Source organism: Flavobacterium anhuiense, from assembly GCF_004151235.1.
In the GTDB taxonomy this organism is placed as follows: Bacteria; Bacteroidota; Bacteroidia; order Flavobacteriales; family Flavobacteriaceae; genus Flavobacterium; species Flavobacterium anhuiense_A.
In genome coordinates this window covers 79,866-105,287 of the sequence record NZ_JUIV01000010.1, presented here as the reverse complement: position 1 = coordinate 105,287, position 25,422 = coordinate 79,866, and the positions used below count along the sequence as shown (strand labels likewise).

General features: G+C 33.5%; 21 protein-coding genes, 1 tRNA gene and 1 pseudogene. 7 read left to right on the top strand and 16 right to left on the bottom strand.

Annotated features, from left to right (window positions below; genetic code table 11):
* Window positions 1–4: 4 nt before the first annotated feature.
* On the bottom strand, window positions 5–526 hold the full coding sequence (locus NU08_RS13480) for a DUF5004 domain-containing protein (protein WP_129747713.1): 522 nt from the start codon (window positions 524–526) through the stop codon (window positions 5–7).
* A 482-nt stretch (window positions 527–1,008) separates the two neighbouring features.
* On the opposite strand from NU08_RS13480, the gene NU08_RS13475 reads away from it, so the two are divergent.
* On the top strand, window positions 1,009–2,607 hold the full coding sequence (locus NU08_RS13475) for a DUF6377 domain-containing protein (protein WP_129747712.1): 1,599 nt from the start codon (window positions 1,009–1,011) through the stop codon (window positions 2,605–2,607).
* Window positions 2,608–2,760: 153 nt separating this feature from the next.
* Here the strand turns inward: NU08_RS13475 and NU08_RS13470 are convergent, their stop codons facing one another.
* The 3 genes from NU08_RS13470 to NU08_RS13460 form a co-directional block, all read right to left on the bottom strand.
* The gene (locus tag NU08_RS13470) at window positions 2,761–3,984 is read right to left on the bottom strand and encodes a sterol desaturase family protein (protein WP_129747711.1); all 1,224 of its coding nucleotides are present in this window, start codon (window positions 3,982–3,984) and stop codon (window positions 2,761–2,763) included.
* 130 nt (window positions 3,985–4,114) lie between these two features.
* Window positions 4,115–5,401, bottom strand: coding sequence for a Glu/Leu/Phe/Val family dehydrogenase (locus NU08_RS13465; protein ID WP_207214075.1), 1,287 nt, complete (start codon window positions 5,399–5,401; stop codon window positions 4,115–4,117).
* Between the two features lie 449 nt (window positions 5,402–5,850).
* Window positions 5,851–6,705 (bottom strand): DMT family transporter, encoded by an 855-nt coding sequence (locus NU08_RS13460; protein ID WP_129747710.1) that lies wholly within the window; start codon window positions 6,703–6,705, stop codon window positions 5,851–5,853.
* Window positions 6,706–6,742: 37 nt separating this feature from the next.
* Here NU08_RS13460 and NU08_RS13455 point away from each other — a divergent pair, with 37 nt between their 5' ends.
* Complete coding sequence (locus NU08_RS13455; RefSeq protein WP_129747709.1) at window positions 6,743–6,949, top strand: hypothetical protein; 207 nt, start codon at window positions 6,743–6,745, stop codon at window positions 6,947–6,949.
* Window positions 6,950–7,011: 62 nt separating this feature from the next.
* Here NU08_RS13455 and NU08_RS13450 read toward each other — a convergent pair whose 3' ends face one another.
* The 6 genes from NU08_RS13450 to NU08_RS13430 all read right to left on the bottom strand — a co-directional run bounded on the left by NU08_RS13450 (window position 7,012) and on the right by NU08_RS13430 (window position 11,269).
* Window positions 7,012–8,475, bottom strand: coding sequence for a magnesium chelatase (locus tag NU08_RS13450; RefSeq protein WP_129747708.1), 1,464 nt, complete (start codon window positions 8,473–8,475; stop codon window positions 7,012–7,014).
* Window positions 8,476–8,642: 167 nt separating this feature from the next.
* Window positions 8,643–9,761, bottom strand: a complete 1,119-nt coding sequence (locus NU08_RS13445) for a vWA domain-containing protein (RefSeq protein WP_111366997.1) — start codon at window positions 9,759–9,761, stop codon at window positions 8,643–8,645.
* A 106-nt stretch (window positions 9,762–9,867) separates the two neighbouring features.
* Window positions 9,868–10,266 (bottom strand): YchJ family protein, encoded by a 399-nt coding sequence (locus NU08_RS13440; protein ID WP_242502555.1) that lies wholly within the window; start codon window positions 10,264–10,266, stop codon window positions 9,868–9,870.
* Window positions 10,238–10,471, bottom strand: a complete 234-nt coding sequence (locus tag NU08_RS13435; protein ID WP_008467808.1) for a hypothetical protein — start codon at window positions 10,469–10,471, stop codon at window positions 10,238–10,240. The genes NU08_RS13440 and NU08_RS13435 overlap by 29 nt, the downstream gene beginning before the upstream one ends.
* Window positions 10,472–10,585: 114 nt before the next feature.
* Window positions 10,586–10,726 (bottom strand): hypothetical protein, encoded by a 141-nt coding sequence (locus NU08_RS22350; protein ID WP_165352456.1) that lies wholly within the window; start codon window positions 10,724–10,726, stop codon window positions 10,586–10,588.
* Window positions 10,727–11,269, bottom strand: a complete 543-nt coding sequence (locus NU08_RS13430; RefSeq protein ID WP_129747707.1) for a hypothetical protein — start codon at window positions 11,267–11,269, stop codon at window positions 10,727–10,729.
* An 87-nt stretch (window positions 11,270–11,356) separates the two neighbouring features.
* Between NU08_RS13430 and NU08_RS13425 the strand changes: the two genes are divergently transcribed.
* The 4 genes and pseudogenes from NU08_RS13425 to NU08_RS13410 form a co-directional block, all read left to right on the top strand.
* On the top strand, window positions 11,357–11,602 hold the full coding sequence (locus NU08_RS13425; RefSeq protein WP_129747706.1) for a hypothetical protein: 246 nt from the start codon (window positions 11,357–11,359) through the stop codon (window positions 11,600–11,602).
* 321 nt (window positions 11,603–11,923) lie between these two features.
* Window positions 11,924–12,364, top strand: coding sequence for a KTSC domain-containing protein (locus tag NU08_RS13420; protein WP_129747705.1), 441 nt, complete (start codon window positions 11,924–11,926; stop codon window positions 12,362–12,364).
* A 262-nt stretch (window positions 12,365–12,626) separates the two neighbouring features.
* Complete coding sequence (locus tag NU08_RS13415; RefSeq protein ID WP_129747704.1) at window positions 12,627–13,388, top strand: DUF4369 domain-containing protein; 762 nt, start codon at window positions 12,627–12,629, stop codon at window positions 13,386–13,388.
* Window positions 13,389–13,406: 18 nt separating this feature from the next.
* Window positions 13,407–13,793, top strand: a pseudogene (locus NU08_RS13410) (TlpA family protein disulfide reductase); the annotation flags it as partial.
* Window positions 13,794–14,013: 220 nt separating this feature from the next.
* Here the strand turns inward: NU08_RS13410 and NU08_RS13405 are convergent.
* From NU08_RS13405 to NU08_RS13390, 4 genes are all read right to left on the bottom strand, one after another.
* A tRNA-Tyr gene (locus NU08_RS13405) sits at window positions 14,014–14,094 on the bottom strand.
* A gap of 416 nt (window positions 14,095–14,510) precedes the next feature.
* The gene (locus NU08_RS13400) at window positions 14,511–15,515 is read right to left on the bottom strand and encodes a VOC family protein (protein ID WP_129747702.1); all 1,005 of its coding nucleotides are present in this window, start codon (window positions 15,513–15,515) and stop codon (window positions 14,511–14,513) included.
* Between the two features lie 46 nt (window positions 15,516–15,561).
* Complete coding sequence (locus NU08_RS13395; RefSeq protein ID WP_129747701.1) at window positions 15,562–16,419, bottom strand: SDR family oxidoreductase; 858 nt, start codon at window positions 16,417–16,419, stop codon at window positions 15,562–15,564.
* 163 nt (window positions 16,420–16,582) lie between these two features.
* A complete protein-coding gene (locus NU08_RS13390; RefSeq protein WP_129747700.1) occupies window positions 16,583–17,161 on the bottom strand; it encodes a Crp/Fnr family transcriptional regulator in 579 nt (192 codons plus the stop codon).
* Between the two features lie 176 nt (window positions 17,162–17,337).
* On the opposite strand from NU08_RS13390, the gene NU08_RS13385 reads away from it, so the two are divergent.
* Complete coding sequence (locus tag NU08_RS13385; protein WP_129747699.1) at window positions 17,338–17,727, top strand: alpha/beta hydrolase; 390 nt, start codon at window positions 17,338–17,340, stop codon at window positions 17,725–17,727.
* A 448-nt stretch (window positions 17,728–18,175) separates the two neighbouring features.
* Here the strand turns inward: NU08_RS13385 and NU08_RS13380 are convergent, their stop codons facing one another.
* Both NU08_RS13380 and NU08_RS13375 read right to left on the bottom strand, forming a co-directional pair.
* Complete coding sequence (locus tag NU08_RS13380; protein WP_129747698.1) at window positions 18,176–22,870, bottom strand: hypothetical protein; 4,695 nt, start codon at window positions 22,868–22,870, stop codon at window positions 18,176–18,178.
* 89 nt (window positions 22,871–22,959) lie between these two features.
* Complete coding sequence (locus NU08_RS13375; protein WP_207214074.1) at window positions 22,960–25,416, bottom strand: hypothetical protein; 2,457 nt, start codon at window positions 25,414–25,416, stop codon at window positions 22,960–22,962.
* Between the last annotated feature and the right edge of the window lie 6 nt (window positions 25,417–25,422).

Genomic DNA, 25,422 nt, shown 5'->3' with positions numbered 1-25,422 from the left:
CTTTTTAATTAATAGCATTTAATTTAAACACATAAGACACAAAATCTACACCTCCAGAAGCATGTGTCAATTGGATCTGCATTTCTTTGGTTTTACCAGGAACCGAAACCAATCTCAATTCATCTGTTTTCTGCGTTTTTTGAGCATCGCTGTACAAATAGATTTTTGTTCCAACTCCATTGGTTTGCTGAAAATCTGAGCTTAGCGCCCAATATCCTTTAGGAGCAAATAACGGAGGCACATCTCCAGTTACTTCATAACTTGTTGGATTGTTCTTTTCATCTACGTTAAATTTGATTTTAAAATCTTCGTAGTTAAAGTAAGTACTCAAGTTTTCTTCGTTTGGTTCGATCTTATTTGCTTTCGCAACTTCATCAACCATTTTCAGATTTGTTAATCCCCAATTTCCATTTACTTTTTCATAAAGGGTAATCGGATCTACGTAGCTTCCGTCATCTGTGTTATCGCATCCTATCGCAAAAAAACACATCATAAAAGCTAGCCAATAAAGACTTTTACATTTCATAAATTTTTGGTTTTCGTTAGTTTGTTATCCCCTTCAAAAGGATACAGCGAAACTAGCCGTTAAATAAATCCTAAAAAAAAAATCTGAGAAAAATCAAGATAAAATTCGAACAATGCAAAACATAAAGCACTGATAATAAACAAATTAAATTTTTCAACATAAGTAAAAAATCAAGACGCTGTTTAGATGAAAATCAGGTGTTTTTTAATGGTAAAAATGACAATATGTAAAATAATAAGCATATTTTTTTCACTATGCATATATATAACTGGTTTTTATTGTATAATTGCAAATAATTTACCTGTTTTTAACATATATAGCTTATTTTCAGTCAGAAAATCCCCTTCTAAAGCAATGTTTTTAAACAACTTACAAGATTCTAGAAAAACAGGTTTAGCTTAATCTCAAACTTATTCTTAATTTTAAAACGAATTAACTAACCATATCTATCAACCAACTTTTCCCTAAACCAAAACAAAATCATGCAAAGAATATTGATGCTGCTTTTCTTCCTGGCAGGTTTTTCTCTTACTGCGAAAGAGACAAATCCTTATTTGGAAGAATTAGATCAGGTGCTCTTGAAAAAAGATATCTACCTGAAACAGAAATATCGAAAAATCGAATCTTTAAAGAAAAATGTATCTAAGTTTACCCTTAGTCAGAATAATGAAGAACTGTACAACTGTTATATGTCTTTGTTTGATGAATACAAATCTTTTAAATATGACTCTGCGTATTACTATTTAGAGCAATCCAAAATCAAAGCTAAAATTCTAAAAGATCCAAAGTATTTGTCTAAAAGCCGAATAAAAGAAGGTTTTGTGCTTCTGTCTTCTGGCCTTTTTAAAGAAGCCATTGATACCCTAAATGTGATTGATGATACCAAATTGGATCTCAAAAACAAATTTGAGTATTACAACATCAAAGCTCGTGCTTATTATGATTTAGCCGATTACAACCGTGATCAGCGTTTTAATATTCATTATGTACAGCAAGGAAATCATTTCTTAAAAAAAGCTTTAGAATTAATCGGAACCAATACCAATGAATATTGGGCGGCCGAAAGTTTAAAACGTCTGAAACAGCAAGATTGGCGAGGCGCTGAATTTGCGTTCAGCTATTGGATTAACAACTATAATCTGCCTCCAGATTATTACGGAATTGCCACTTCGAGTCTCGGTTACATTTATTCTGAACGCGGATATACTAAAAAAGCCATCCAATATTTGGCTCTTGCTGCCATTGCCGATGTTAAAAATGCTACGAAAGAAACCGTTGCGCTTCGAAATTTAGCCAATGAACTTTTTAAAATGGGTTATTTGGATAAAGCAAACGAATACATCAATATTGCAATGGATGATGCTACTTTTTATAATGCAAGACATCGAAAAATTGAGATTTCGTCGATTTTGCCGATTATAGAAAAAGCACAGTTGAATAATGTAAAAGACAAGAATGATAAACTGGAAAAGATTATTATTCTTCTAACGATTCTTACAGTTATCATTTTTGTTTTCCTCGGCATCATTTTCAAACAATTAAAAGAGAAAAATAAAGCCAGAAAAATCATGGCCGATTCTTATTTGCAATTGCAGGAAATGAATGTGAGTTTGAGTGAAGCCAATGCCATTAAAGAAGAATATATTACGTATTTTATCAAAGCAACTTCGGCTTTCATCAATAAAATAGATCATATTCAGAAAAGCACACTGCATAAAATCATCACCAAAAAAACAGATGAAGTTATTGCGAGTTTAAAGCGCTATAATGTAAAAGAAGAGCGCGAAAATCTGTTTCATCAATTTGACGAAATCTTCTTGAAACTGTTCCCAACATTTGTAATCGATTTCAATAATTTATTCCCAAACGATCATAAATGTATTGTCAAAAAAGGTGAATTGCTGAATACTGAATTACGAATTTTTGCTTTGTATAGATTAGGAATTCAAGACAGTAGTCAAATGGCAGAATTTCTAGAACTTTCTGTAGCTACCATTTATACATACAAAACCAGAATTAAAAGTAAATCTGATTTTAAAGACACTTTTGAACAGAAGATTATGGAAATTAAGACAATCTAAGTTGCTAAGGTTCTAAGATGCTGAGATGCTAAGTTTTTTTTAGCCACGAATTCACGAATTTTTATTTAAAATGATACGTGAAATTTGTACGCAACAATTACGCGAATAGATATTAAAAAATAATTTGTGAATTCGTGGCGGAAAAAAAAAAAATTACTCCGCAGGTTCCAACTGCAAAATGGTATTTTGATAAATCTTACTTAGCGAAAATAACTGCTCAGCAAAAATCATTACAGCAATCGGAACAAAGAAAAATGCGATTAAATCTTCTTCATATAGAAAATAAGTCGAAATCATAGCTAAACGGGTATATTCGAGATAATAAATCCATTTGCGCTGTTCTAATAAAGCACCGCAATTGATTAAAGTGATGATTACCAAAGAAAGCACAAACACTTTGTCATACAATTCCAAATAATCAAAATAATAGGTAAAAACCGTTAGAATCAAAGTACAGATTCCTAATTGTATATAAAGGTAATTTTTAAATCGAAGCCTCTGATTTGGAGCTGCTTTATCTTGCAGAAAACGTTTCTCTAGAATCGGACGAATATCTTGATCCATATCGGCTGGACTTCCAAAAACAGCATTCCATCTGGCTTTAAATCCACTGGAGCGTTTCCATAATTCGTAGATTTCGAAATAATAATGAAAATGCTGCCACAAGAAACTATAGCTTTTTAGCGGATGCGTTAATCCGTATTTTGGTTTTTCTTCTTCGGTTTGAAAAGTTCCAAAAAGACGGTCCCAAAAAGTGAACATGTCTCCATAATTTTTATCTAGATATTTTTCGTCAGAAGCATGATGCACTCCGTGAACAGAAGGCGTTACAAAAACATATTCTAGCCATTTTATTTTACCAATAAGCTGTGTATGTGTGAAGAAAGAATAAGCTCCATGAACAATCAGCATCGTGATTACCATACTTGGATGGAAACCAATTAAAGGCAAAACACACCAAAATCCTGTCCTAATAATCGCTTGAAAAGTAGTAATTCTGGCCGCAGCCGTAAAATTAAATTCTTCGCTATGATGATGCACAATATGCGCAGCCCAAAAAAAATTGACTTCATGCCCTAATCTATGATACCAATACCAAACGAAATCTGTAGCAAGAATTAAGGCGAACCAAACTAAGGCATTACTCGGAATCTCAAATATTCTATAATCGTCATAAATCAAATAATACAGCTGATAAAAGCTGGCCGCAACAAATAGGTTAATCAAACGTTCTGCAATTCCGATTGAGATATTGGAAACGGAACTTTCATAGTTAAAAATTTCAGGCTTTTTTCTGCGTTGGGCAAGCTTATATTCTAAAAACAAAAAAAGAAAAAAGGCCGGCATAGCAAATGCTAGAAAATTGATGTTTTTCATTTAATATGATACTTTTCGATTCTAAAAATTATATTTAACAGCTCAAACGAAAAAGACACTTCCATCAATTGCGTTTTAGCAGACAAAAAACGCAATCAACGAAAATGATCTTTTACGAAGTAAACCTGATTTAATTCTGCTTAAACAAAGGAGCTTCCAAAGCGACTTCTTTAACTGATTGTGTTTCGGCTACTTTTTTCAAAGCAATAATATAAGCAGCAATACGAGGCGTTACATTGTGTTTTACTGCCACTCTAAAAACAGTTTCAAAACCTTTCTCTAATATGTCCTCCAGACGTTTATTTATCTGATGGATTCTCCAAGACTCCAAAAGCGAATTCTGAAGCCATTCGAAATAAGAAACGGTAACACCGCCTGCATTGGCTAAAATATCAGGAACAACTAATATATTTTTATCATGCAAAATCTGATCTGCATCTGAAGCAATTGGACCATTGGCGCCTTCAACAATAATTCTGGCTTGAATATCGCCTGCATTTTTCTGTGTAATAACATCTTCTTTCGCAGCTGGTATTAACACATCAACATCTAAAAGCAACAAATCTTCGTGTTTTATAGCAACTGAATTTGGATATCCTTTTATGGTTTTGTTATTCAAATTGTAATACAAAATCAGTTCTGGAATATTAATCCCGTTCGGATTATAAAATGCTTCTGAAACGTCGCTCACAGCTACAATTTTTACGCCTTTTTCATGCAGAAATAAAGCAGAATGCAAACCAACATTTCCAAATCCTTGAATCGCTGCTGTAGCTCTTGCCGGTCTGATTTTTAATTTTTGAAGCGCCAAAATCGTAATAATACTAACGCCTCTTCCCGTTGCTTCTACTCTACCTAAAGATCCTCCCGAATGAAGATGTTTTCCTGTTACAACTGCATGAATTGGTCTTCCGTGCAGTATTGAAAACTCATCCATCAGCCATCCCATTTCGTCTGGACCTGTTCCCATATCTGGTGCGGGAACATCTTTTTCTGGTCCGAAAATATCAGCTAAAGCTTTGGTATAAGCTCTTGTAATTTTTTCTAATTCAGTTTTAGAATGGTTTCTAGGATCGCAAATAATGCCGCCTTTTGCTCCACCAAATGGAATTCCGGTTACAGCAGATTTCCAGGTCATCCAGGCGGCAAGTGCTTTTACTTCGTCCAAATTAACAGCAGTATCATAACGAATTCCGCCTTTTGAAGGGCCTAAAGCCGTATTGTGAATTACACGGTATCCTTCAAAGTTTTGAACGTTTCCGTTATCTAATGTAATGGAAAAGTTTACCGTAATTTGTTTTTCAGGGCGCTGTAGTTTTTGTTTAATTGAATCATCTAAATTCAAAATATCTGCAGCGATATTAAAGCGATCAATCATAGATTGAAACGGATTCTGTTTTATAATTTCTGAGCTCATACTATATAGTTTTTAGGTTTGGGTTATTTTTTATGTTTATCAACCTTCTCTCTGAAGATTGTATCTATTTTATGCTGTCCATTTAGATGCAACACGGAATCTTGATTAAGCAACGGCGCATCAAAATTTTCATATTTCTGTTGGTTCTCATATCTTGATTTTTTAACGATTCAAAAAAAAGCCTTTCATGGTGCAATGAAAGGCTAAAAAAAAAATAACTAACAAGTACTTTCTCTATTAACGCCATTTCAAAACGTGATTCATCATGCAGCACATCGCAAAGCAGCATGGAAAAGACGTTCTTATATTTTGACTATAGTTTTTCATTGTTGAGACAAAGCTACAAAAATATATTTATAAATTCTATAGAATTAGTAGAGTTAATTTAAATCAATTTCAATTTACTTACAAAAACAACTGTAAACTAAAGGGTTATGAACTAAAAAAAATTACTGCAATTGCGATAAAAATATGAAAACAACTGCTATAAGAGCCAAAAACAATCCCAAAATATTGATTTTGGATAGCTTTTCTTTGAAGAAAAAAGCGCCAATAAGAGTTCCTAAAATAATTACTCCCATATTCATTCCCGCAAAAACAGTTGATGGATTTTCTGCAAATGCTTTATGTGCTTTTAAGTAGAATAATATATTTCCGAAGTTGAAAATTCCAACCAATATTCCGAAAGGAATGCTTTTTAAAACAAAACTTTCTTTTGTTATAAACAGTTTATACAGCACTATTAAAATAGAAACGGCAAAAGCAATTAAGAAAACAAAAAATAAAGACGTTGTATAAGGAACAACAGTATATAAAGCTATTTTCTTAAAAAGAATATCTATAATTCCAAAACCAAGTAAAACCGTTGCTGGATAAATCCATTTGTTTTCTGCGTTGTCTGATGGCTTTTTTAAGATGAATAAAAGTGCTGCAAAACCAACTAAAACTCCAATAACTTTATAAGTATTAAATCCTTCATTAAACAATAGCCAAGCTGCCAAAATCGGAATAAACAATGATAATCGTTGTGCAGCATCTGTCTTTGCAATTCCCATAAATTTTATTGAAAGTGCCAGAAACAGAAATAATATTGGAAGCAAAACCCCAACAGAAGTATAAATTTCTAATGGTGCATTATCATCTAACTCTTTAAGATTTGGACTAAAAGTAAAATAGCAAAGTGCAATTGCAGCTACATAATTGAATGAAATTATTTGAGAAGGATTAGCATTATACTTTCTTGAAATTTTGAATATAACGCCAACTGTAACGCTGCAAAGAATGCTTAAAATAAGAAATAACATAAATTAATATTTGGATTGTAAAAATACAGCATTAGTAATGAAAAAGATTCAGCCGGTTTTGAAAAACACGATAGACCAGATTAAAATTATTCTTCAAACACATAGAGTCACTCCTACTTGTCTTCCTGAGCGAAGTCGAAGGACGCAAGTAGCTCCTTACAACATTTCGCCAATCTTTGTTGAGTTTCTAGCGTATCCTTCGACTTCGATCAGGAAGACAAACAGCAATGAAGATATGTGTTAAAAAAAACAAACCCAACAGACTTCATATATCTGTCGGGTTTAACTTTATTCTTAAATATCGTTTTAGAATTTACTAATATAACTTCCGTAAATATCTCTAAACTGATTGCCTTTTGCAAAACGGTCTTTACTCAGCTTTCTGTATTCTACCAATCCCCAAAGAATGAATTCTTTCATAAAATAAACATCTTCTTTTGCCAATTGAGGCTGATATTTTTTTAATAATTCATCTAACGGCGCTACTTCATCCAAAATGCTTTTATATTCCTTGTCTGAAGCATCATCCAATAATTCGAAACCGCTTTCGGCGAAAAACCATTCTACCACATCAGAGTATGGCGTTTTTTCGTCTGGTTTTTCCAATTTTTCGATTTTAGGAAAATATTCAGGGAATAATGTTCGAATAGCAGAACCAATTAGGCTTTCTGCCACAACATTGGCTCCCTCCTGCTCTCCTTCGTAAACCAATTCTACTTTTCCTGTAATTGCTGGAATGATTCCGATAAAATCTGATAAACGCAAAGTTGTCTTATCAACACCCGAAATCAAAGCACGACGTTCTGCAGTACTTATTAAATTCTCGAAAGCCGTAATGCTCATTCGCGCACTAACTCCACTTTTATTGTCAATGTATTCGCTTTCGCGTGCTTCAAAACTAATTTGCTCTAAAATATCTCTAGCCAAACTCGGAACGTAAACAACATCTGTTTGGTTTTTATCTAATTTGGATTCTTGTTCTGTAATTGTTCTAGCAATTTCGATACTTTCTGGATAATGCGTCAGAATTTGTGAACCAATTCTATCTTTTAGAGGCGTTACAATGCTTCCTCTATTGGTATAATCTTCTGGATTCGCAGTGAAAACGAATTGCATATCTAGAGGCATTCTCAATTTAAATCCTCTAATCTGAATATCGCCTTCCTGCAGAATATTAAATAATGCTACTTGAATTCTGGCTTGCAAATCTGGCAATTCGTTAATTACAAAAATACAGCGATTCGCTCTCGGAATCATTCCGAAGTGTATTACGCGATCGTCTGCATACGATAATTTTAAATTTGCCGCTTTTATCGGATCGACATCTCCAATTAAATCAGCAACAGTTACATCTGGAGTTGCTAGTTTTTCAAAAAAACGTTCACTTCTGTGCAACCATGAAATTGGCGTTTCATCTCCTTTTTCTCCAATTAAATCCTTTGCAAAACGAGAAATCGGATTTAATGGATCGTCATTAATTTCTGAACCTTCCACAAACGGAATATATTCATCTAATAATTCGACCATTTTACGAGCCAAACGCGTTTTTGCCTGTCCGCGAAGTCCCAGTAAATTGATGTTATGGCGAGATAGAATTGCTCTTTCCAATTCTGGAATTACGGTATTTTCGAATCCGTGAACACCTTCAAAAACAGGTTTTCCCGATTTGATTTTGTCGCGTAGATTATTTCGCAATTCATCTTTAATGCTTGTACTTTTATATCCAGCGGCTTTTAATTGACCTAATGTCTTTATAGTTTTTATTTCCATTGTGTTGAAATATAGATTTTGTTATTTATTGATTTGGTGCGCTTCGACTCCGCTCAGCGTGACAATTGTTGTGTTAGGTACACTGCGTTGCGTCTCTACAATATACGCAACGTATATTCAGGCGCAAAGAAACCTTAGTATCTTAGCATCTTAGAACCTTAGCAACTCTATTTAATCCTCTTCTTCCTATTCGCTTCATAATCCTCAAAAATCATTTCACCCAAACCTTTAATTCCGGTATAAAATGCTTTTCCTTGATTGGCTTCTGTAAACTGATTCACAAAACGCTGCAAATACGGATCTCTCGCAATCATAAAAGTAGTAATCGGAATGTGTAATTTTCTTGCCTGTTGCGCCTGAGTATAACATTTATCGACAATGTATTCATCCAAACCATTACTATTCATATAATAAGAACCATCACGTTCGCGAACGCAACTTGGTTTTCCGTCTGTGATCATAAAAATCTGTTTGTTGGTATTTCGCTTTCTTCGCAAAATATCCATCGCCAATTGCAAACCAGCAACTGTATTAGTATGATAAGGTCCAACTTGCAAATACGGTAAATCTTTAATTGGAATTGTCCACGCATCATTGCCAAAAACCAAAATATCCAATGTATCTTTTGGATATCTTGTTGTGATTAACTCAGCCAACGCCATGGCAACTTTTTTCGCAGGAGTAATTCGGTCTTCGCCATACAAAATCATACTGTGGCTAATATCGATCATTAGAACCGTACTCATTTGCGCTTTGTACTGCGCATCTTCTACGATCAAATCGTTTTCGGTAAGCATAAAACTTTCGACACCGTTATTTACCTGAGCATTTCGAAGACTTTCCGTTAATGAGATTCTCTCTAAACTGTCTCCAAAATTATATTCGCGGAATTCCCCTGTGTGCTCATCGCCACTCCCAGCATATTTTGTTTTATGATTTCCGTTTCCAGACTTTTTCAAGTTTCCAAAAATCTGATCCAAAGCTTGCTGTCTAATCGCTCTTTCGGTTTTTGCCGTAATGCCAAAACCGGAACTTCCATCGCCTTTTACTTCATCTTTTATGTACCCTTTTTTCTTAAGGTCTTCGATAAAATCATCAATAGTATAGTTCTCGTCGGTAAGTTTGTATTCTTTGTCCAGTTCCCGAAGCCAGTTTATAGCTTCATCAAAATCACCCGAAGTATGAGTGATCAACTCTTTAAAAATCGTAAAAAGTTTGTCAAACGGAGACTGAAAAGGAGCTTCGTAAGTCTTAAAATAAAAGCCTTTTTTAAATTCGTTTTTCATAAATCTAAAATTACATCTTTTTGGAATTATGAAAAACGAATCGTTTATTAATTTTTAGTTAAAATATTTAACCAAAAATCTCAACTAACAGTGTTAGATATAATAATTATTCAAACTTTCCGTCCAAATAATACCAAGCGCCATTTTCAAATTTAAAAGTAGAAAATTCATAATGCACTTGCGGTTTATTATCTGAATCTAAAAAATAAGCTTTGAATTCTACAGTGTTTTCTGTAAAGCTCAGAATTTCTAATTTCTGCCATTTATTAGAAACTGCCCATCTTAAAATTTCGGGCTTTGAATAATACTTTCTTTCCGAAACATAAGTGGTTTCCATTAAATAATCGGCATTGTGAGTCGCATATGCCGAATATCTGGAACGCATCAAAGCTAATGCTGAAGGTACTTTTTGGCTGCCATTCAAATATAGTCCGCAGCATTCATCAAAAGCCAGTCCTGTATCGCAAAAACATTTTTTATTCTCCATCGACTGGTTCTTCTCCATTAATTTTTACATGAAGCTGATTTAATAAAACCTGATAACGAGTGATCTCTCTAACTTCTTCATCTTCTTCAGCAAAATCAATCATTTCGTCCAGAGTTTCACTTACTTCCAATAATTTGTTGTTTGCTTCTCTATCGTTTTTCGCAGCGATCAAATCAATGATTTCCTGTACGTTTGCTTTTAGGTTTTCGAATTTTGAATTCATTTGTTTTTTGTTTTTAGCCACGAATTACACAAATTAGCACGAATTTAAATATGCATTGAACACAGATTTTAAATAAAATTCGTGCTAATTTGTGAAATTCGTGGCAACTTATATTTACTCTTTGCTTTCGTTGAATTTCTTTATGATTTCCTTTAATTTTTCTTTTCTGGAAATTTCAGCCTGTTTTGCTTTTGCCTGAGCTTTGTGCAATTTATCGTTGTGTTTTTTAATGTTTCTTTCGTTATTACGTCCCATTTACACTTCTCTTTTAATTTGTTCTAACGTTTTTTCAGTAAAAATCAATTCGTTGATAAGCTGTTTTCGCAAATCATCAATATCATCATAATCAAAATGTTTTGCCCAATTGGTCAACTGCTGTAGGTTTCTAATCTGTTTTAATCTTTTTGCAGTTTCAGCACTTGTTCTTAAAATCGCTTTTCCATCATACTGAGGATTATTTTTATGCTGATAATTGGCTAGATTTTTTTCGAAATCGGCTTCAATATAATACAGTTTATCCGTTGCATTGTCTGGATAAAATTCTGTCCATTTTGCAAAACCAATTTTTGTCTTTGATTCTGTTTCTGGATCACGGCCAACTAAGCGCCATTTACTATTGGCCAATCTTCCCCAATGATTAGAAACGCGGTACATTCCTTCTTCAGTATAATAATAGGAACTTCCTGCTTTACTTTCAAATTGTTTCTTTAAACCTTTAATGGCTTCAGGAAGCACTTCATTGAATGCACAAAAAGTATTTTTAAAAGAATTAGGATGTGGCTTAAAATTTTTCTGCATGCTGCAAATATACTTAGATTACGGCGAACTCCCTAAAACAAACCTAAATTGCTTATCTTTGCCCTTTTAATTCAAAACAAAAAAATCATGTCTAAAGATACAGAACAAAAAATGCCACAAAAAGGAGTTTTTACCGGCATTATCGAAAAAGATGAAAATAATAATTATTTCTGCGGAGAATATCTTTTAGACTATAAAATGGTTCAAGCCAAATTTAAAGAGGGCGATTGGATTACTATAAAATCGGTTATCGAAAATCCAAGTGACATGAGCTATGATAAATATCCTAAAAAATCAAGAAACTTTGACAAGGCCAATCATAAGCCAGAATAAATTTATAGTTTCAAGTTTTTGTTGGAACGTGTAATTTTTAACGCAAAGTACGCTAAGTTTATGTTTTTCTGAGTGTTATGAATTGAGAATATTTAAGTTCGCAAAGCTTTGTGTAGACATAGCTTTGCGAACTTTTCATTTTAATGAATCTCAAAAAAATCTCGCGTACTTTGCTGTTAAATAAACTTACCGTTAACTTTTTTCAATATTTTTTCGATCAAAACTAAAAAGTTAAAAAAAAGTGTACCTTTGCAAAAAATTTGTCGATTTGAACTAAAAAAGAACGATTTCAAACTAATAGACAAGTAGTTACCTTTATTTATGAAAAAAATAGTTGAATACCGCAAGTTACTAAACGTAGACAAAACTGCAGAATTAAAAGATTTAAAAACAATTTATCGTAATGCGATGAAAGAATCTCATCCTGATAAATTTGTTGGAAATGAAGCTGGTTTAAAAGAAGCAGAAGAAAAAAGTAAAACGATTATCGAAGCTTACCACTTTTTAGTAAGTATTCACCCTGATACTATCAAACTTAATTTACCTGAATATACAGAAACAATTTCTACTTGTTCTATCACAGATTTTAAATTTGTTGAGGGACGTTTAATTATTGATTTTTCTAACGGAAGTGTTTACGAATACATCAGTGTTCCTAAAGCAACTTACGTGAAAATGGTAAATGCTGATTCTCCTGCAAGATTTGCAAAAAGACATATTTTAAATGCTTTTACTTGGAGAAAGAAAACAAATCAAGAATAGTTTTACAATACTATATTTTACTAAAAAGCACTCTATTAAACGAGTGCTTTTTTTGTGTCTAAAATTTAAAAAATTGAATAGAGATCTCTCAAATATGTTCCACATTAATAGTTTTTCATCAAATCAAGCCAACAAACACGCTGATTTCATGTGTTTTAGACTCAAAAAAACTATAACAAAATTTTAGGTTACAAAATTCTGTATGTTTTATATTTTTAGATACTTTTGTCACACAAATCAATTAACTAATTAATTTTTTATAATGAAAAAAATACTTTTTGTACTTACAGCTTCTGCGGCTATCATTTCTTGCAGCAAAGTTAAAGATGGAGAATACCTTATTACAGGTACTGCTACAGGAATTGAAAACGGAAAAACTATCATCTTACAAGGTCAGGACCCTGCTACGAGAATGCCAGTTTCTCTTGATACAGTAAAAGTTGAAAACGGAAAATTTGAAATTAAAGGAAAAGTTACTGAACCAGCTTTCCATACATTAATATTACAAGGTGCTAATGGTCCTATCCCATTCATCTTAGAAACTGGAGAAATTAAAGTTGCTATTGATAAAGATAGTATCCACAAATCTAAAATCTCTGGAACTTACAACAATGATGAGTACGTAACTTTCATGGAAGATATGAACAAAACTCAAAAAAGTTTAATTGATTTCCAGAAAAAGAACAACGATAAAATGAAGCAAGCTCAACAAGCTCAAGATACAGCAACTATCAATGGCTTGATGAAACAATACATGGAAATCCAGAAAGAAGTTCAAGAAGGAAGCAAAAAGAAATATTTAGCTTACGCTGAAAATCACCCAAAATCTTTCATTACAGCTTTAATTATCCAAAGTTTATTGAATGATCCAACTGCTGATATGAAAAAATTAGAAGGACTTTACAATGGTTTGGATGAGTCTCTAAAAAATACTGCACCTGGAAAAGAAATCAAAACTAGATTTGGACAAGCAAAAATGCCATCTGTTGGAGCTACAGCTGCACCAGTAGGCAGCGCTAAATGAAGAGCAGATTTTTCGGCTCCAAATCCAGAAGGAAAAGTAGTTTCGCTTAAAGAAAGTTTAGGTAAAGTAACTATCGTAGATTTCTGGGCTTCATGGTGCGGACCATGCAGACAAGAAAATCCTCATGTTGTGGCGCTATATAAAGAGTTCCATTCAAAAGGATTAAATATTGTTGGAGTGTCTTTAGACAAAGATGCTGCAAAATGGAAAGAAGCTATAGCAAAAGATGGTTTAACTTGGACTCATGTTTCTAACTTAAAATTTTGGGAAGAGCCAATTGCTAAACAATACAATGTTGAAGCTATTCCAGCAACTTTTATACTTGATGCATCAGGAAAAGTTGTAGCTCAGGACTTAAGAGGTGCTGAACTTAAAGCAAAAATCCAAGAATTGCTAGCTAAATAATTCTACATTTAAAATAAGACAAAAAAATCTCCCTAGTGGAGATTTTTTTTGTCTTATGACAATGGCAATTTAGTAGTAAGATTTCATTACAAGGAAAGATAACTCGTCCTAAAAGAATGATAAAATTGAAACGAATGATATTTCAATTTTAATAAATCAGATTCTACATATCATTAAAAATATGGCATAAAAAAAGTCCTAATCAAAGATTAGGACCTTGTGGGGAGAGCAGGATTCGAACCTGCGAAGTTTTCACAGCAGATTTACAGTCTGCCCTCGTTGGCCGCTTGAGTATCTCCCCGACTCTCTAGCGTTGCGCTTAGTTGTTCTAAGCGGTTGCAAAGATAGGAACGTTTTCTACATTTCCAAACAAAAAAACTACTTAATTTTAAGTTATTTTAAAGTTGCTTTTTAATTCATTGGAATTGAATAAAATAAAAAAAATCTAAATTACATTTTTTTAAATTCAATTTAAAAACAAAGATTATTCCCACATATACTAATAGTTTTTATTTTCCCTTGACAAAGCTGTTAGTTATTGTTTTTATTGATGTGCCAAAATAAATACTCAAGATAAATTAATTATTAGAAATTGCTTTCAAATTGACTTACTCAATATTTTCAAATATCTGCAATAGAAGTCAAAACTATTATATATAATTTAAAAAGCCAGAAAAATAATTTCTGGCTTTTGTAATTTTTAAAAACGAGTCAGCATTATTCCTTTTGATCTAAAAAGACATATAGCTTTTGAACTTTATTGTTTTCAATCACAAACAAATCCATGCCGCTAACCACTGATGGTTTTGATTTTGAACCAAATTGCCAATATAATCGCACAATATTATGATTGGTTTCAATAGATTTGGCTGAAAACCTAAAATCAGAATTTTTAGTCTGAAGCTCTACAATAAATTTACTGATATCTTCAAATCCTTCAGCAATAAAATGACGATCTACCATTTCTACATCAGTAGCGTAAACTTGATTCAATAAAACTTTACGTTTTGCTTCGTCTTTTTCATTCCAGATTTTTAGATGATTTTCTACTATCAATGTGTTCTTTTTAGGATCGAAATCATCTGCAGTTTTTTTGATCGCTTTATTTTTCGGAGACCATAAGACTGTTTTGGGGTGTGTTTTCTCATATCCTTTTCCGTTTGGATACGAAACCAACTCCATTTTAGAACCCCAAGGTGTTTCAAAATAAACCCAAGACTCGCCTGCTGTGTCGCCAGAAGGCGTTGTAAAAGGTTCTCCTAATATTTTTACGCCTTTACTTTTTAAATATTCGACCGCTACATGAATATCATTTACATAAAAAGCAATGTGAGATGCTCCAATGTCATCTGTATTTGGATATGTTTTACTTCCTTTATTGTCGGCATATTCAAACACTTCAATACTTGCTCCATTTCCTGCATTGATCATTTTTATGGTAACGTCTCCTGTATTAGGATTAATATGGTTTAGTTTTTTCCAATCAGCGTCAAGCGGAATTGGACCCAATTGCGTTACGGGTGTAAAACCAAGCACATCACTAAAAAATGTAACGGCTTTATTAAGATCGGGAACATTGATTCCGACATGATCAATTCCCACAATTCCTGCATTGTTTTGTGCTGCTGTTTTATCTGAAGCGGAAAATAGTATTAGAAAATTAAGCATCGCTGCCGCAGAAGTTTGTACTTTTTTATTTGATTTTTTATGATTTGTTTTCATGACTGTATGTATGTTTATTATTCTTAATTTCATTTAAAATGGGGAATTAATTAGTGTAAGCTGCTACCCATTTTGCTTTAATATTGGCGCGGGCTTCTATAAATTCTTTGTCGGTTCCTTGAGCAATGGCATCAAGAGGAAAACGAAGCGGTCTCTCCCCTTTTTTCATGTTTACCAATTCCAGAATACCATCCGCTATTGTTTGTGGATTCATATCAAACTGAGCCATTTTACCAAATAGTGCTGTACCTAATGCATTGAATTTTTCAGTTGCTGCATCACCGTATTCTTCAATAATTGCTATTTTATCAGCATGAATACCAGCTTTCGATCCGTTATTCATTTCAGTTGGATAAACTCCAGGCTGAATACTCACATTTTCAATTCCGTAATCTGCAAGTTCATCTTGCAATCCTTCTGTAAAGCTTTCTACTACCAATTTTGATGCGATGTACGGAATCATAAAAGGAAGTGTATGTCCGCTTGCTCCAGTTGTAATATTAATAACCAGACCGTTTTTTTCTTTTCTCATAGAAGGAAGCACTGCCTGATACATACGAAGCACGCTATAGACGTTTACATCGAACATTTTACGAACTTGATCAACAGAATAGCCTTCAAGCAGACCAAAACCGCTTACTGCCGCGTTATTGATTAGAACATCAATTTTTCCGTATTTAATGATTACTTTTTCGACTGCATTTCTAACTGATGCATCATCTGTAACATCAATATCTACTACTTCAATATTTTCTATTGCTTGAAGTTCTTTCGCGGCAGCGGTATTTTTATCATTTGTGTTACGCATTCCTGCAATTACTGAATGACCTGCATTTGCCAATGTTACAGCTGTTAATTTTCCAAAGCCTGTACTTGTTCCTGTAATGAAAATTGTTTTTGACATGATTTCTATTTTTTAAATGTTTATAATGTTTGTTTCTTTTGAACATTACAAAGTTGCGTCTAAAGCAAATCCTGTACATTGATTAGAAATAAGTAAAAACTTGATATAGATCAAGAGTTTGAAAGTGGACATAAAAAAAGGAGCTTTTAAAGCTCCTTATGTATTATTTCTTTGCCGTCTGTTTCCGAATACGGCTTAGTGTTTCTGGTGTCATGCCCAAATATGAGGCTATCATAGTTTGCGGAATCCTTGAAGCAAAACTTGGATATTTATTTACGAAGTTTAAATATTTCTCTTCAGCAGTTAGCGCCAGTGAAGCCTGAATTCTGTTTTGAGCAGCAATAAAACTTCTTTGCAGAATAGCATTGACCATATTATTAAACCCTGGAATTTCTTTGCACAGCATCTCGAAATTTTCATGGGTAAAAAGTATTAGCTCAGTATCTTCAATAGCATCAATATTAAAACGAGACGGCTGCTGTAACATTAAACTTTCACGATCGCCTGTCCACCAATTTTCAATACTAAAACTATTTACATGTTCACCACCTTTTTCATCAACAGTATAGGTTCTTACGCAGCCTTGCGTTATAAACGCATCGTATTTCCAGACATCTCCCTCTTGGAGTAAATACTGTCTTTTGCGAAGTTTTTTAATAATAGCAAATGATTGTATACGTTCTGATTCGGCCTGGGTCAGTTCAGCTTTTTCGTCAAGATATTTTTGGAATATTTCATACATAGCATGTAAAATTATGCAAAAGGCTTTTGACCAACAAATTCAAAACGAAATTGGATCAAAAGAATTAAAGAAATCTTTAATGCAGTGCTTCAGAAGTTCCCCAAAAAATCAAAAAACTAATTTATGTCACTGGTTTTATTCCGCAAAGCGGAAAAAGCGTTTTAGATTATTCTCAAATGGATACGGCTTCACTTTTACCTCCATCATTAAAATTATCCGATGATCAGACTTTAGCAGGAATTGTAAATCCAGAAGTTAATCTTCCAAAAATATTTGCGCAAGATGCCACAGATGCCCAAAAGCAATTTCTTGCTTCAAAATACAAAGCAGAGCCGACAATTCCGCTTGGAACGCCTTTAAACTATAGAACAGAAAATTATAATGCAGGAGGAAAAAAATATTACATCTTTACGACAGCAGACAATATGATAACTTATAATTTTCAGCAGAAAATGGCTAAAGATGCAGGCATTACAAATATTTATACCATCAATTCTGGGCATAGTCCGTTTATATCAAAATCTGATGAGCTGACTAAACTTATAAAAGACATTTTGTTGAAGTAATTTTTAAATGAAAAAAGATTCCTGATATTTTAAGGAATCTTTTTCTTTTTTTTATTGTTTTATCGATCGTTAGCGCGGACTTGCAATCCGTGCCCGCAACAGTAAGACACAAAAACAAATCATTAAGACAAAAATTTACAAAATAATATGCTTTTTTATATTTACAAAGAGAACTAAACTAACCAACTGGAAGACCAATATTTTCAAGATGATGAAACCCGAAATGAATCGACATTGACGCTGCGCCAGCATATCATTACATAATCGATAATGCAGAACCTGATTATGGCGAAGAATTTGAAGATAAAGATGAATTTAATCGTAAAAATTTTGGAGAAGGTTAATCTGGAACCGATCTGAATCGGAATATTTAAAAAGATTAAACCCCATTTGAGAATCTCAAATGGGGTTTAAATTATACTAGATTTTGTATATATTCTAAATATTTTTATCTGAAATTATTATTGTTTTTGTACTTATAAACAAACTCATTTGACTGTTTATTTCCAGGCAAATTGTATTTCATTAGTATTTCATAATTCCCATATCGCATGAATTGGAAATTGCTATTTATAAACTTTTGCGCAAGTGCTTCAACGCCTGGTTCGCCATTAATATATGAATTGACAATCTGGTTACTTAAATCAACCCAATCCTGCTTATAAATTAACGGCATATTATACTTGAATGGAAAATTACCTTTTGTCCATGATTGATTAACATCATTTTCAATACTAGTCATATAATACGCGTTAAGCGGTATTGCTTTGGCAGGAACAACTCCCAACTCGCTGGTATCTCTATTGTTTATCGAGAAAGTTCCGTTTAAAGGATAATCCTTGTATAAATAAGGATAGATATCTGTTGTGTAATATTGATCGTTCAATTTAGATTCTGCTGATATTATGGCCTTACTATCGCTATATACTACTCCACTAAGCTCAACTATATCAAAAGCTTCTTGGCTAGAAATAGTATTGGTCAAATAAATCACATCTGAATATAGAACTCCAAAGTTATAGCTTTGGGTACTGATTGCATTCATCTTAGATGCAAAAGTCTTATACTTACTAGTGTTGAACGAATAGCTTAAACGATTAATGCTTCCCTCTGCTTTAGATAAGGCATCGGCTTGATTTTCTCTTATTTGTATATCATTACCTTGATCGTTAATTGTATTGCTTTTTTCAGCTGTAGTCCCTCTGGTAGATGCATTCTGCTTCAAATTACTCACAATTGAAAAATTATATTTCTTTTCCTGATCGATATTTGGCAAATTATAATACACTTCGTTTGAACTTGTATCATAATTAAATGCTACAGCTTTTGAATTTGAAGTTCCATCCTGATCCATTTTTATACTGGTTTCCCAGTTTGAATCTTCGAACAGATAATCCTGACCACGTTTAAGTTGTATATATCCTTTTGGATATTCTTCTTCAAGGAAATATTTCTGATCTACAATCGGATATGAATATTTTATATTGGTAAGCGGAATATGGTTTGGAGCTCCTCCCGTTGTAAATATTCTCTCTTCAAATTCTGTGGCTACTTTTCCGTCCACTTTTATAGGTTGGAAATAACCATTTACCATTTTCTGGAAACTAACCTCAACTTGAACCTTTAATTCTTTATGTGGAGGAAGGATATCTGTTGAAACAAAATTAACACGGTCTTTCATCGTACTCCACTCAAAGGTTCCTGGAATTTCTTTTGTTCCATCAAATACTTTAAACTTTTCTAAAATTACTTTGTAAGTAACATCTCCCGTGTCTTCAGGTATTACGAAGGCTTCATTAACTTTCATAGAAAATGCGGCTTGCGGAATGGCAAAGACATCTACATCTGTTGAACTTTGTTTTGGTGTTACATCCGTTATCAGCTTGATGCCTCCAAGCGGCGATGCATTTTCAAATTGACATTCTTCTCCCAGCTCAAATTTAAAGCGGAATTTTCCTTTTATCAATCCTCCCAGTATGTTCATATTTCCTGCCATATATCCTCGCATCCAAACTGGGTTTGGCAATTTTGCCTGTAATAAAACTGCGGCTCCTCCAGAAACAATTGGGACTTTAAATTTTAAGAATGACAATTTAACTCTAATTCCAAGTTCTCCTTGCAAATAGGCATAAGATTGTCCATTAGCATACCAACCGTTTATACCTACACGATCTCCAGTATTAGAACATCTTGCTTCTTGATAATCTTTAAGCATAATATCGAATCCCATTCCAGCCTGAAAACGTGCATAGAAAAGTAGGAAGCTTAAGTCTCCTGTATCAAAATCTAAACTTGCTCCAAAGGCAAGACCTCCTCCATTTGCTAATGCATTCTCGTCACGCATATAATCAAGTTCTTTATAATCGACACCTAGAATACTAGCAACCTGAGGCGGCGGTGGCGGGCTCCCCGGAAGCACCGTTCCTGCCATAAAATAACTTGTAGTTTTTAAGAACATTCCTGCTACTCCGATTTTCACTCCACATCGGTCATCCGGTGTCCCCATATACATGTACCAATCTTTAGGGTCTTTGTGGAAAACTCCCCAAACAGCTCTTCCTCCTGGCCCTGTTCCTGAAAGGAAATTTCCAGGCGTATTAATATAAACATCTGTTGTAGCATGCATGGAATTGTTTTCAAAATCAAATTCTATAGCAGCTGCCATTTTAATTCCAACTGCAGCCGATAAGTCACCTGGAATTGCTTCTTTTGCTTCTGGAATATATTTGCTCGCAAAAGAACCTTTAAGATCGCTATCTGTAATTCCTAAAAAGCTTTTCTTAGCAGTAACGTTTGATGCTACTTTTCCCATTAAATCGGTAACATTTTTAAGCCCCGGTATTTTCGCCATAACATTAGCTTTACCAAAAATGGCCAGTCTATTTATTCCTCCTTTTGAGTTAAATGCCATTTCGAATCCAGCTTCACCATCGCATATTGTTTCTGATCCTACGTGAAAATAAATTAGAGCTTTAATTCCTAAACTTATTTTTTCGTCTGGTGTATAACTTAATCCTGAAGGAGAAAATTCACCAATAGCTATATCTTGATTTCTATGCATTTTATAATACGCTCCACCACCAAAGCCTGTAATCATAAAAGGAACACCAGGTGTTGGAGGAAACTTCACAGCTCCATCAAAATACCAGTATCTAAAAGTAGTACGCCCAAAAATTGCTTTTGCTTTTACATTGACAATATTAACAACGTCGACTTCAACATCTGCATTAAAACCATCTCCATAAACAGGATCTTTTTCCATTAGAATAAGGCCTCCTTTTATAGTTAATCCGCTAAACTTACAATCTATATTAATGGCAGAAAGGTCTAGACCAGCATATCGACTTCTTTGCCTATATCCATCGTCGTACATTTTGCCTTTTATCCCAATTCTCGCAGTCGCTCCTGCTCCAATACTTTCCATCAAATTTATTCCTAAATCAAAATCAATTCGGGAATCATCTCCATTAATAGCAACATTTATATTACCGATAGAAACAGGGAAATTAGCAAAACCAACTGTGCCTTTGTAACCCATATTTCGAACAGAAATAATAGGAGAAACGGTTTGCAACTGAAGATTCTCAAAAGTAATTCCTTTAAAATCTACGGTACGTTTTCCTTCTACATCTTTATCATCTGTAGCTCCTTTATTTGTTCCAAAAGAAACCGAACCGTTAAGATTTGCTTTGGGTAAAAATCGTCCGTTGACCAATTTTAATTCTACAGAACTATTTGGCAACAGTAATGCTTTTGCTTTCCATATATCAAAAGCAATAGAATCTTTTGTAATAACAACTAATTGCTGTTCTTCCATCGAAATAAATCCGTTGTACTCCAAACCAGCTCGATTAGTCTGTTTCGGTTTAGACGGAACATTTCCTGAAGTATTTGATGCAGGATCTGCTGGCGTGTTTGCTGCTGGACTAGAAGCCGTTTCTTTTTTCTCTGGCGAAGCTTTACTAATTGGCAAAAGGATTTGTCCTTTTAAATTCGCTTTTACAAAAGTGTTGGCCGCAATGGTAACATCAATATGATCTAACGAGTAGGCCCATGATTTTTCCTGACTCGTTATTCCTCGATCTAAAGGAAAAACATTATCTGCATAAAAGGTTCCCGAAACACCAAATTTATCTATAATAAGGTTTTGCGCTCCTACATGAAGCCTTTCTTTACTCGATGCAGTATCTGTGGTTTGAAATTCTTTTGGTAGGCCAACATCAAATGTCTGAACAAAAACTCCTTTCCAAGCTTCCTGACTTGGAACCAAAAGTGCATTTTTTGCATAATATTCTGGAAAAACAACTACTGGATCGTTTTTCAAGTCGCTCAAATCTAAAACAGCATTATTTACCAGAAACTGAAAATTACCGTCAAAATCTTTTCCATTTCGTTTATCTTTCAATACAAATGGCTGTAAGCTTACATTCAGCAGAATATCATTCCAGCTTCCTGCTGTAAAACTAAATTCTCCTCTAACTCTATTTGGAATTTGAACGGTCTTTCCATTATAATACGTTTTAGGGATTGTTGTTTTTGCTTCATCCACAGTCTTTGTCAATGGATCTATTGGCAAAATTAGATTCCTCGAAAACTCAACTGCTCCAGAAATTTTCATCTCTTTAAAGCCGTCACAATCAATCTTTACATAGGTCAAATCATTTACATTTCCGGTTGCCATATCGAAACCGCCATATAAAGATAGCTGCCATTTATTTTCATTAAAAGGAATATCGACATTACCAAGCAATACTAATTTCGCCTCACCAATAATACCTCCTTGATGTGATAATTTTACATTATCAGCACCAAAGAAAAGTTGCATAGGTTGTCCATTTTTATCTTTCTGAGGAATATCAACCCTGCAAAAAACAGTCAGCGTAGTAAATTCTGGCGCAAAAGTAGCCTTTGTAATCCCTATAGAATATTGAATATTGTTTACTGTATTACGAATACCTATTGGCAGTTCTACCAAATCCTGATTTGAGAATTTATCTACCCAACGATCAGAGGCTTCAATTTTTTCGATAGAACTCGAAGCGGCGCTTAGTTCTTTTGGAGGCGCAATGTCCTGTCCATAAGAAAACACAACCGAAAGCATAGTCAGTAAGGTGGCAAAATATATCTTGTAATTCTTTTTCATAAGCAAATTATTCTGTTTTTTTGAAAAATAAAGCATGCTAATTTCTTTTATATTAATGCGCTTCTTTAAAGCTTATTTAGTTTTGACAATTAATTATTCTTTAAAAACTTAAAATCAACTTCATCACCTTTTACATTTTTAAGCGCTAAATCATGGTAGAATCGAATTAATTTGATCTTTATTTCTTCAATTACTGCCGCATCAGTTTTCTTCTCTTTCATCATCTTAAAGAAATCTCCCAGTTCTTCTTTATTAAAAGCAGAAAGATTTTCATTTTTAGAAATCTGATCTACTGGTGTATTTGAGAGTATTGCAATTTCATTATACATCCATCGATGCACCAATAAAGGTTGCAACTTTTTGTTTTTTCGATCAACAAGTTTTAAATAAGAATTATAACTCACCTTATCTGTTACATCTTGCTCACTTACACCATGCATTTTATGTTTGTTTACCCTTCCCAAAGCCATTACATAATCATTCTCATATCCTTCATCTTTTCTGATCATTTCTTCTTTTAAACTTTTGGCTGTTTCAAGAATGTAACTATCGTATTTATTTAAGATATCATTATTTGCATCATACGCTTTAAGATAGTTTAAAGCTTTTTCTTTGAAGCTATCGTCATCAGGAGTCAAAGTGGTAAGTGTCAGCAAATGCTGCAGCTCGTCAACATCTTCTTTAGGCATTGGGCGAAGTGCCAACTGCATGTCTTGAAGTTGCTTTATAATTTCATCCCTCGTTCCTTCGTAAGTCTTGTCTTTATGATTTATTTTTAAGATAGGATTCAAAACCTCTTCTTTTTCTTTTTTAGGCTCTTTTTTAGCTGGCAGTTTAATCTTGTCAAGTGAGCAAGAGTAATTTAAAGTTGCTGTTAAATCGTTAAATTTCTGAGTATTTGTACTGCTTCTAAACATCGAAATAATGTTCAAACTGAAATTATGCCTTTCGAGCATTACGTAACTGTTATTGAATTTAACTCCAAAGACAGAACTTGAATTCATATTTCCTTGCGAATTATTATACAAAAAACCAAGATTGGTATTTAACTTGTCTTTAAATAATTTTTTCGAAGCCCCGACTGAAGCTCCCATTGAAGAATTATTATTTCGACTAACTTGGTTATTTGTATAATTAAGCGAACTGTTTAAAGCAACTTTTGTGGCAAGAAAACTAACCGTATGCGCTAAGTTATAATTCTGAACAGTGCTAGCCTGTCCTTTGCGTATTATTCCGCCTTGCTCATTTGCCTGACCCGCAATGCTATAATTGAAATTTAAATTTTGATTTCTTTTCTTTCCGAAAGCATAGGACATATTTACATTGGCATTCTGCGATAATTGCTTATAATCCAGAGTATCTGCTTGAACAACGTTAGGATTGTTTATAAGCTCAAACTGGTCTAATTTTTTGTTTGTATAAGTAGAAAAATTAGAATAACTACCTGTAATGTTTATTTGGTCTGTAACTCTATAATTCATGTTAATAGAACCAACCACGCGTTTTGTATCTTGCTTTTTTACTTTATCCAAATCATCTTTTTGAAATCCTAAACTGGTTGAAACCGTAATTTTGTCATGATAAAAAGGTCTTGCGAAACGCAATGCGATATTTTCTAAATCATTATTAAAATATAATGCCCCAAGAGTACTATAATTGGGATCAATACGTTCGTAGGTTAGTCCAACAGTACTTTTTTGAATATTATAATCAAAATTAACGTTGAAGGCGTTCATATAACTTGTACTTTCTTTGCTAGAAAATATTTTATCTCTAAAACCTCCGCCAGAAATTCTTTCACTTCTCGTATCATCTGTCAACACAGACAAAGCGTACTCGACATTTAAATTTAAGTTTTTAACTACCGAAGTACTAAAAATCAAACTGTTTACAAAGTTTTCTTTTGGCGTAACTCCTTTATCAGTCGTTATATTTAATGAGTTGGCATCGTCTTTGGCATAAAAACCAATCCAGCCCAATTTATACTGTGTTTTCTCAAAACCCACTTTTGCGCCGTAACCAAAACGCTGATATACAGGAATTCCTCCTGAAGCGTTTTCTTCTGAAACGGCTTTGAGCAACTGTCCGCCCATTAAGGCAATTTTAAACGGACTATTGGGCGTGAGTTCTAATCCAACACCTTTAAAAGGATAACCGCTTAACGTGTAAGGCGAAAATATCATATTTACATTTCCGATATAAGCTTTTACCCATTTGTATTTAGGCATAATGCTCAATCTATTAAAATCAAATGGTGCTGTGTAGCCCAAATTATTTCCTTGATTGGTGAAGCTATAAAATAACGGAACATTAAAATTGAAAGCGCTGATGTTCAAACTACCAGAAAATAGGTACGTGAAAGGTTCACGCGAATTTTCCATATTAGAGTTGTAATACATCATATTGGCATTAATATTACCCGTTACCTTAAAATTAGGTTTATAAAAATTCTCCAAATCTACATCCTGTGCATATCCTTTCCTGCAAAAACAACAGGCAAAAACAATACATAACCAAAATAAGATTTTACTATTTTCTATCTTCATTTACTG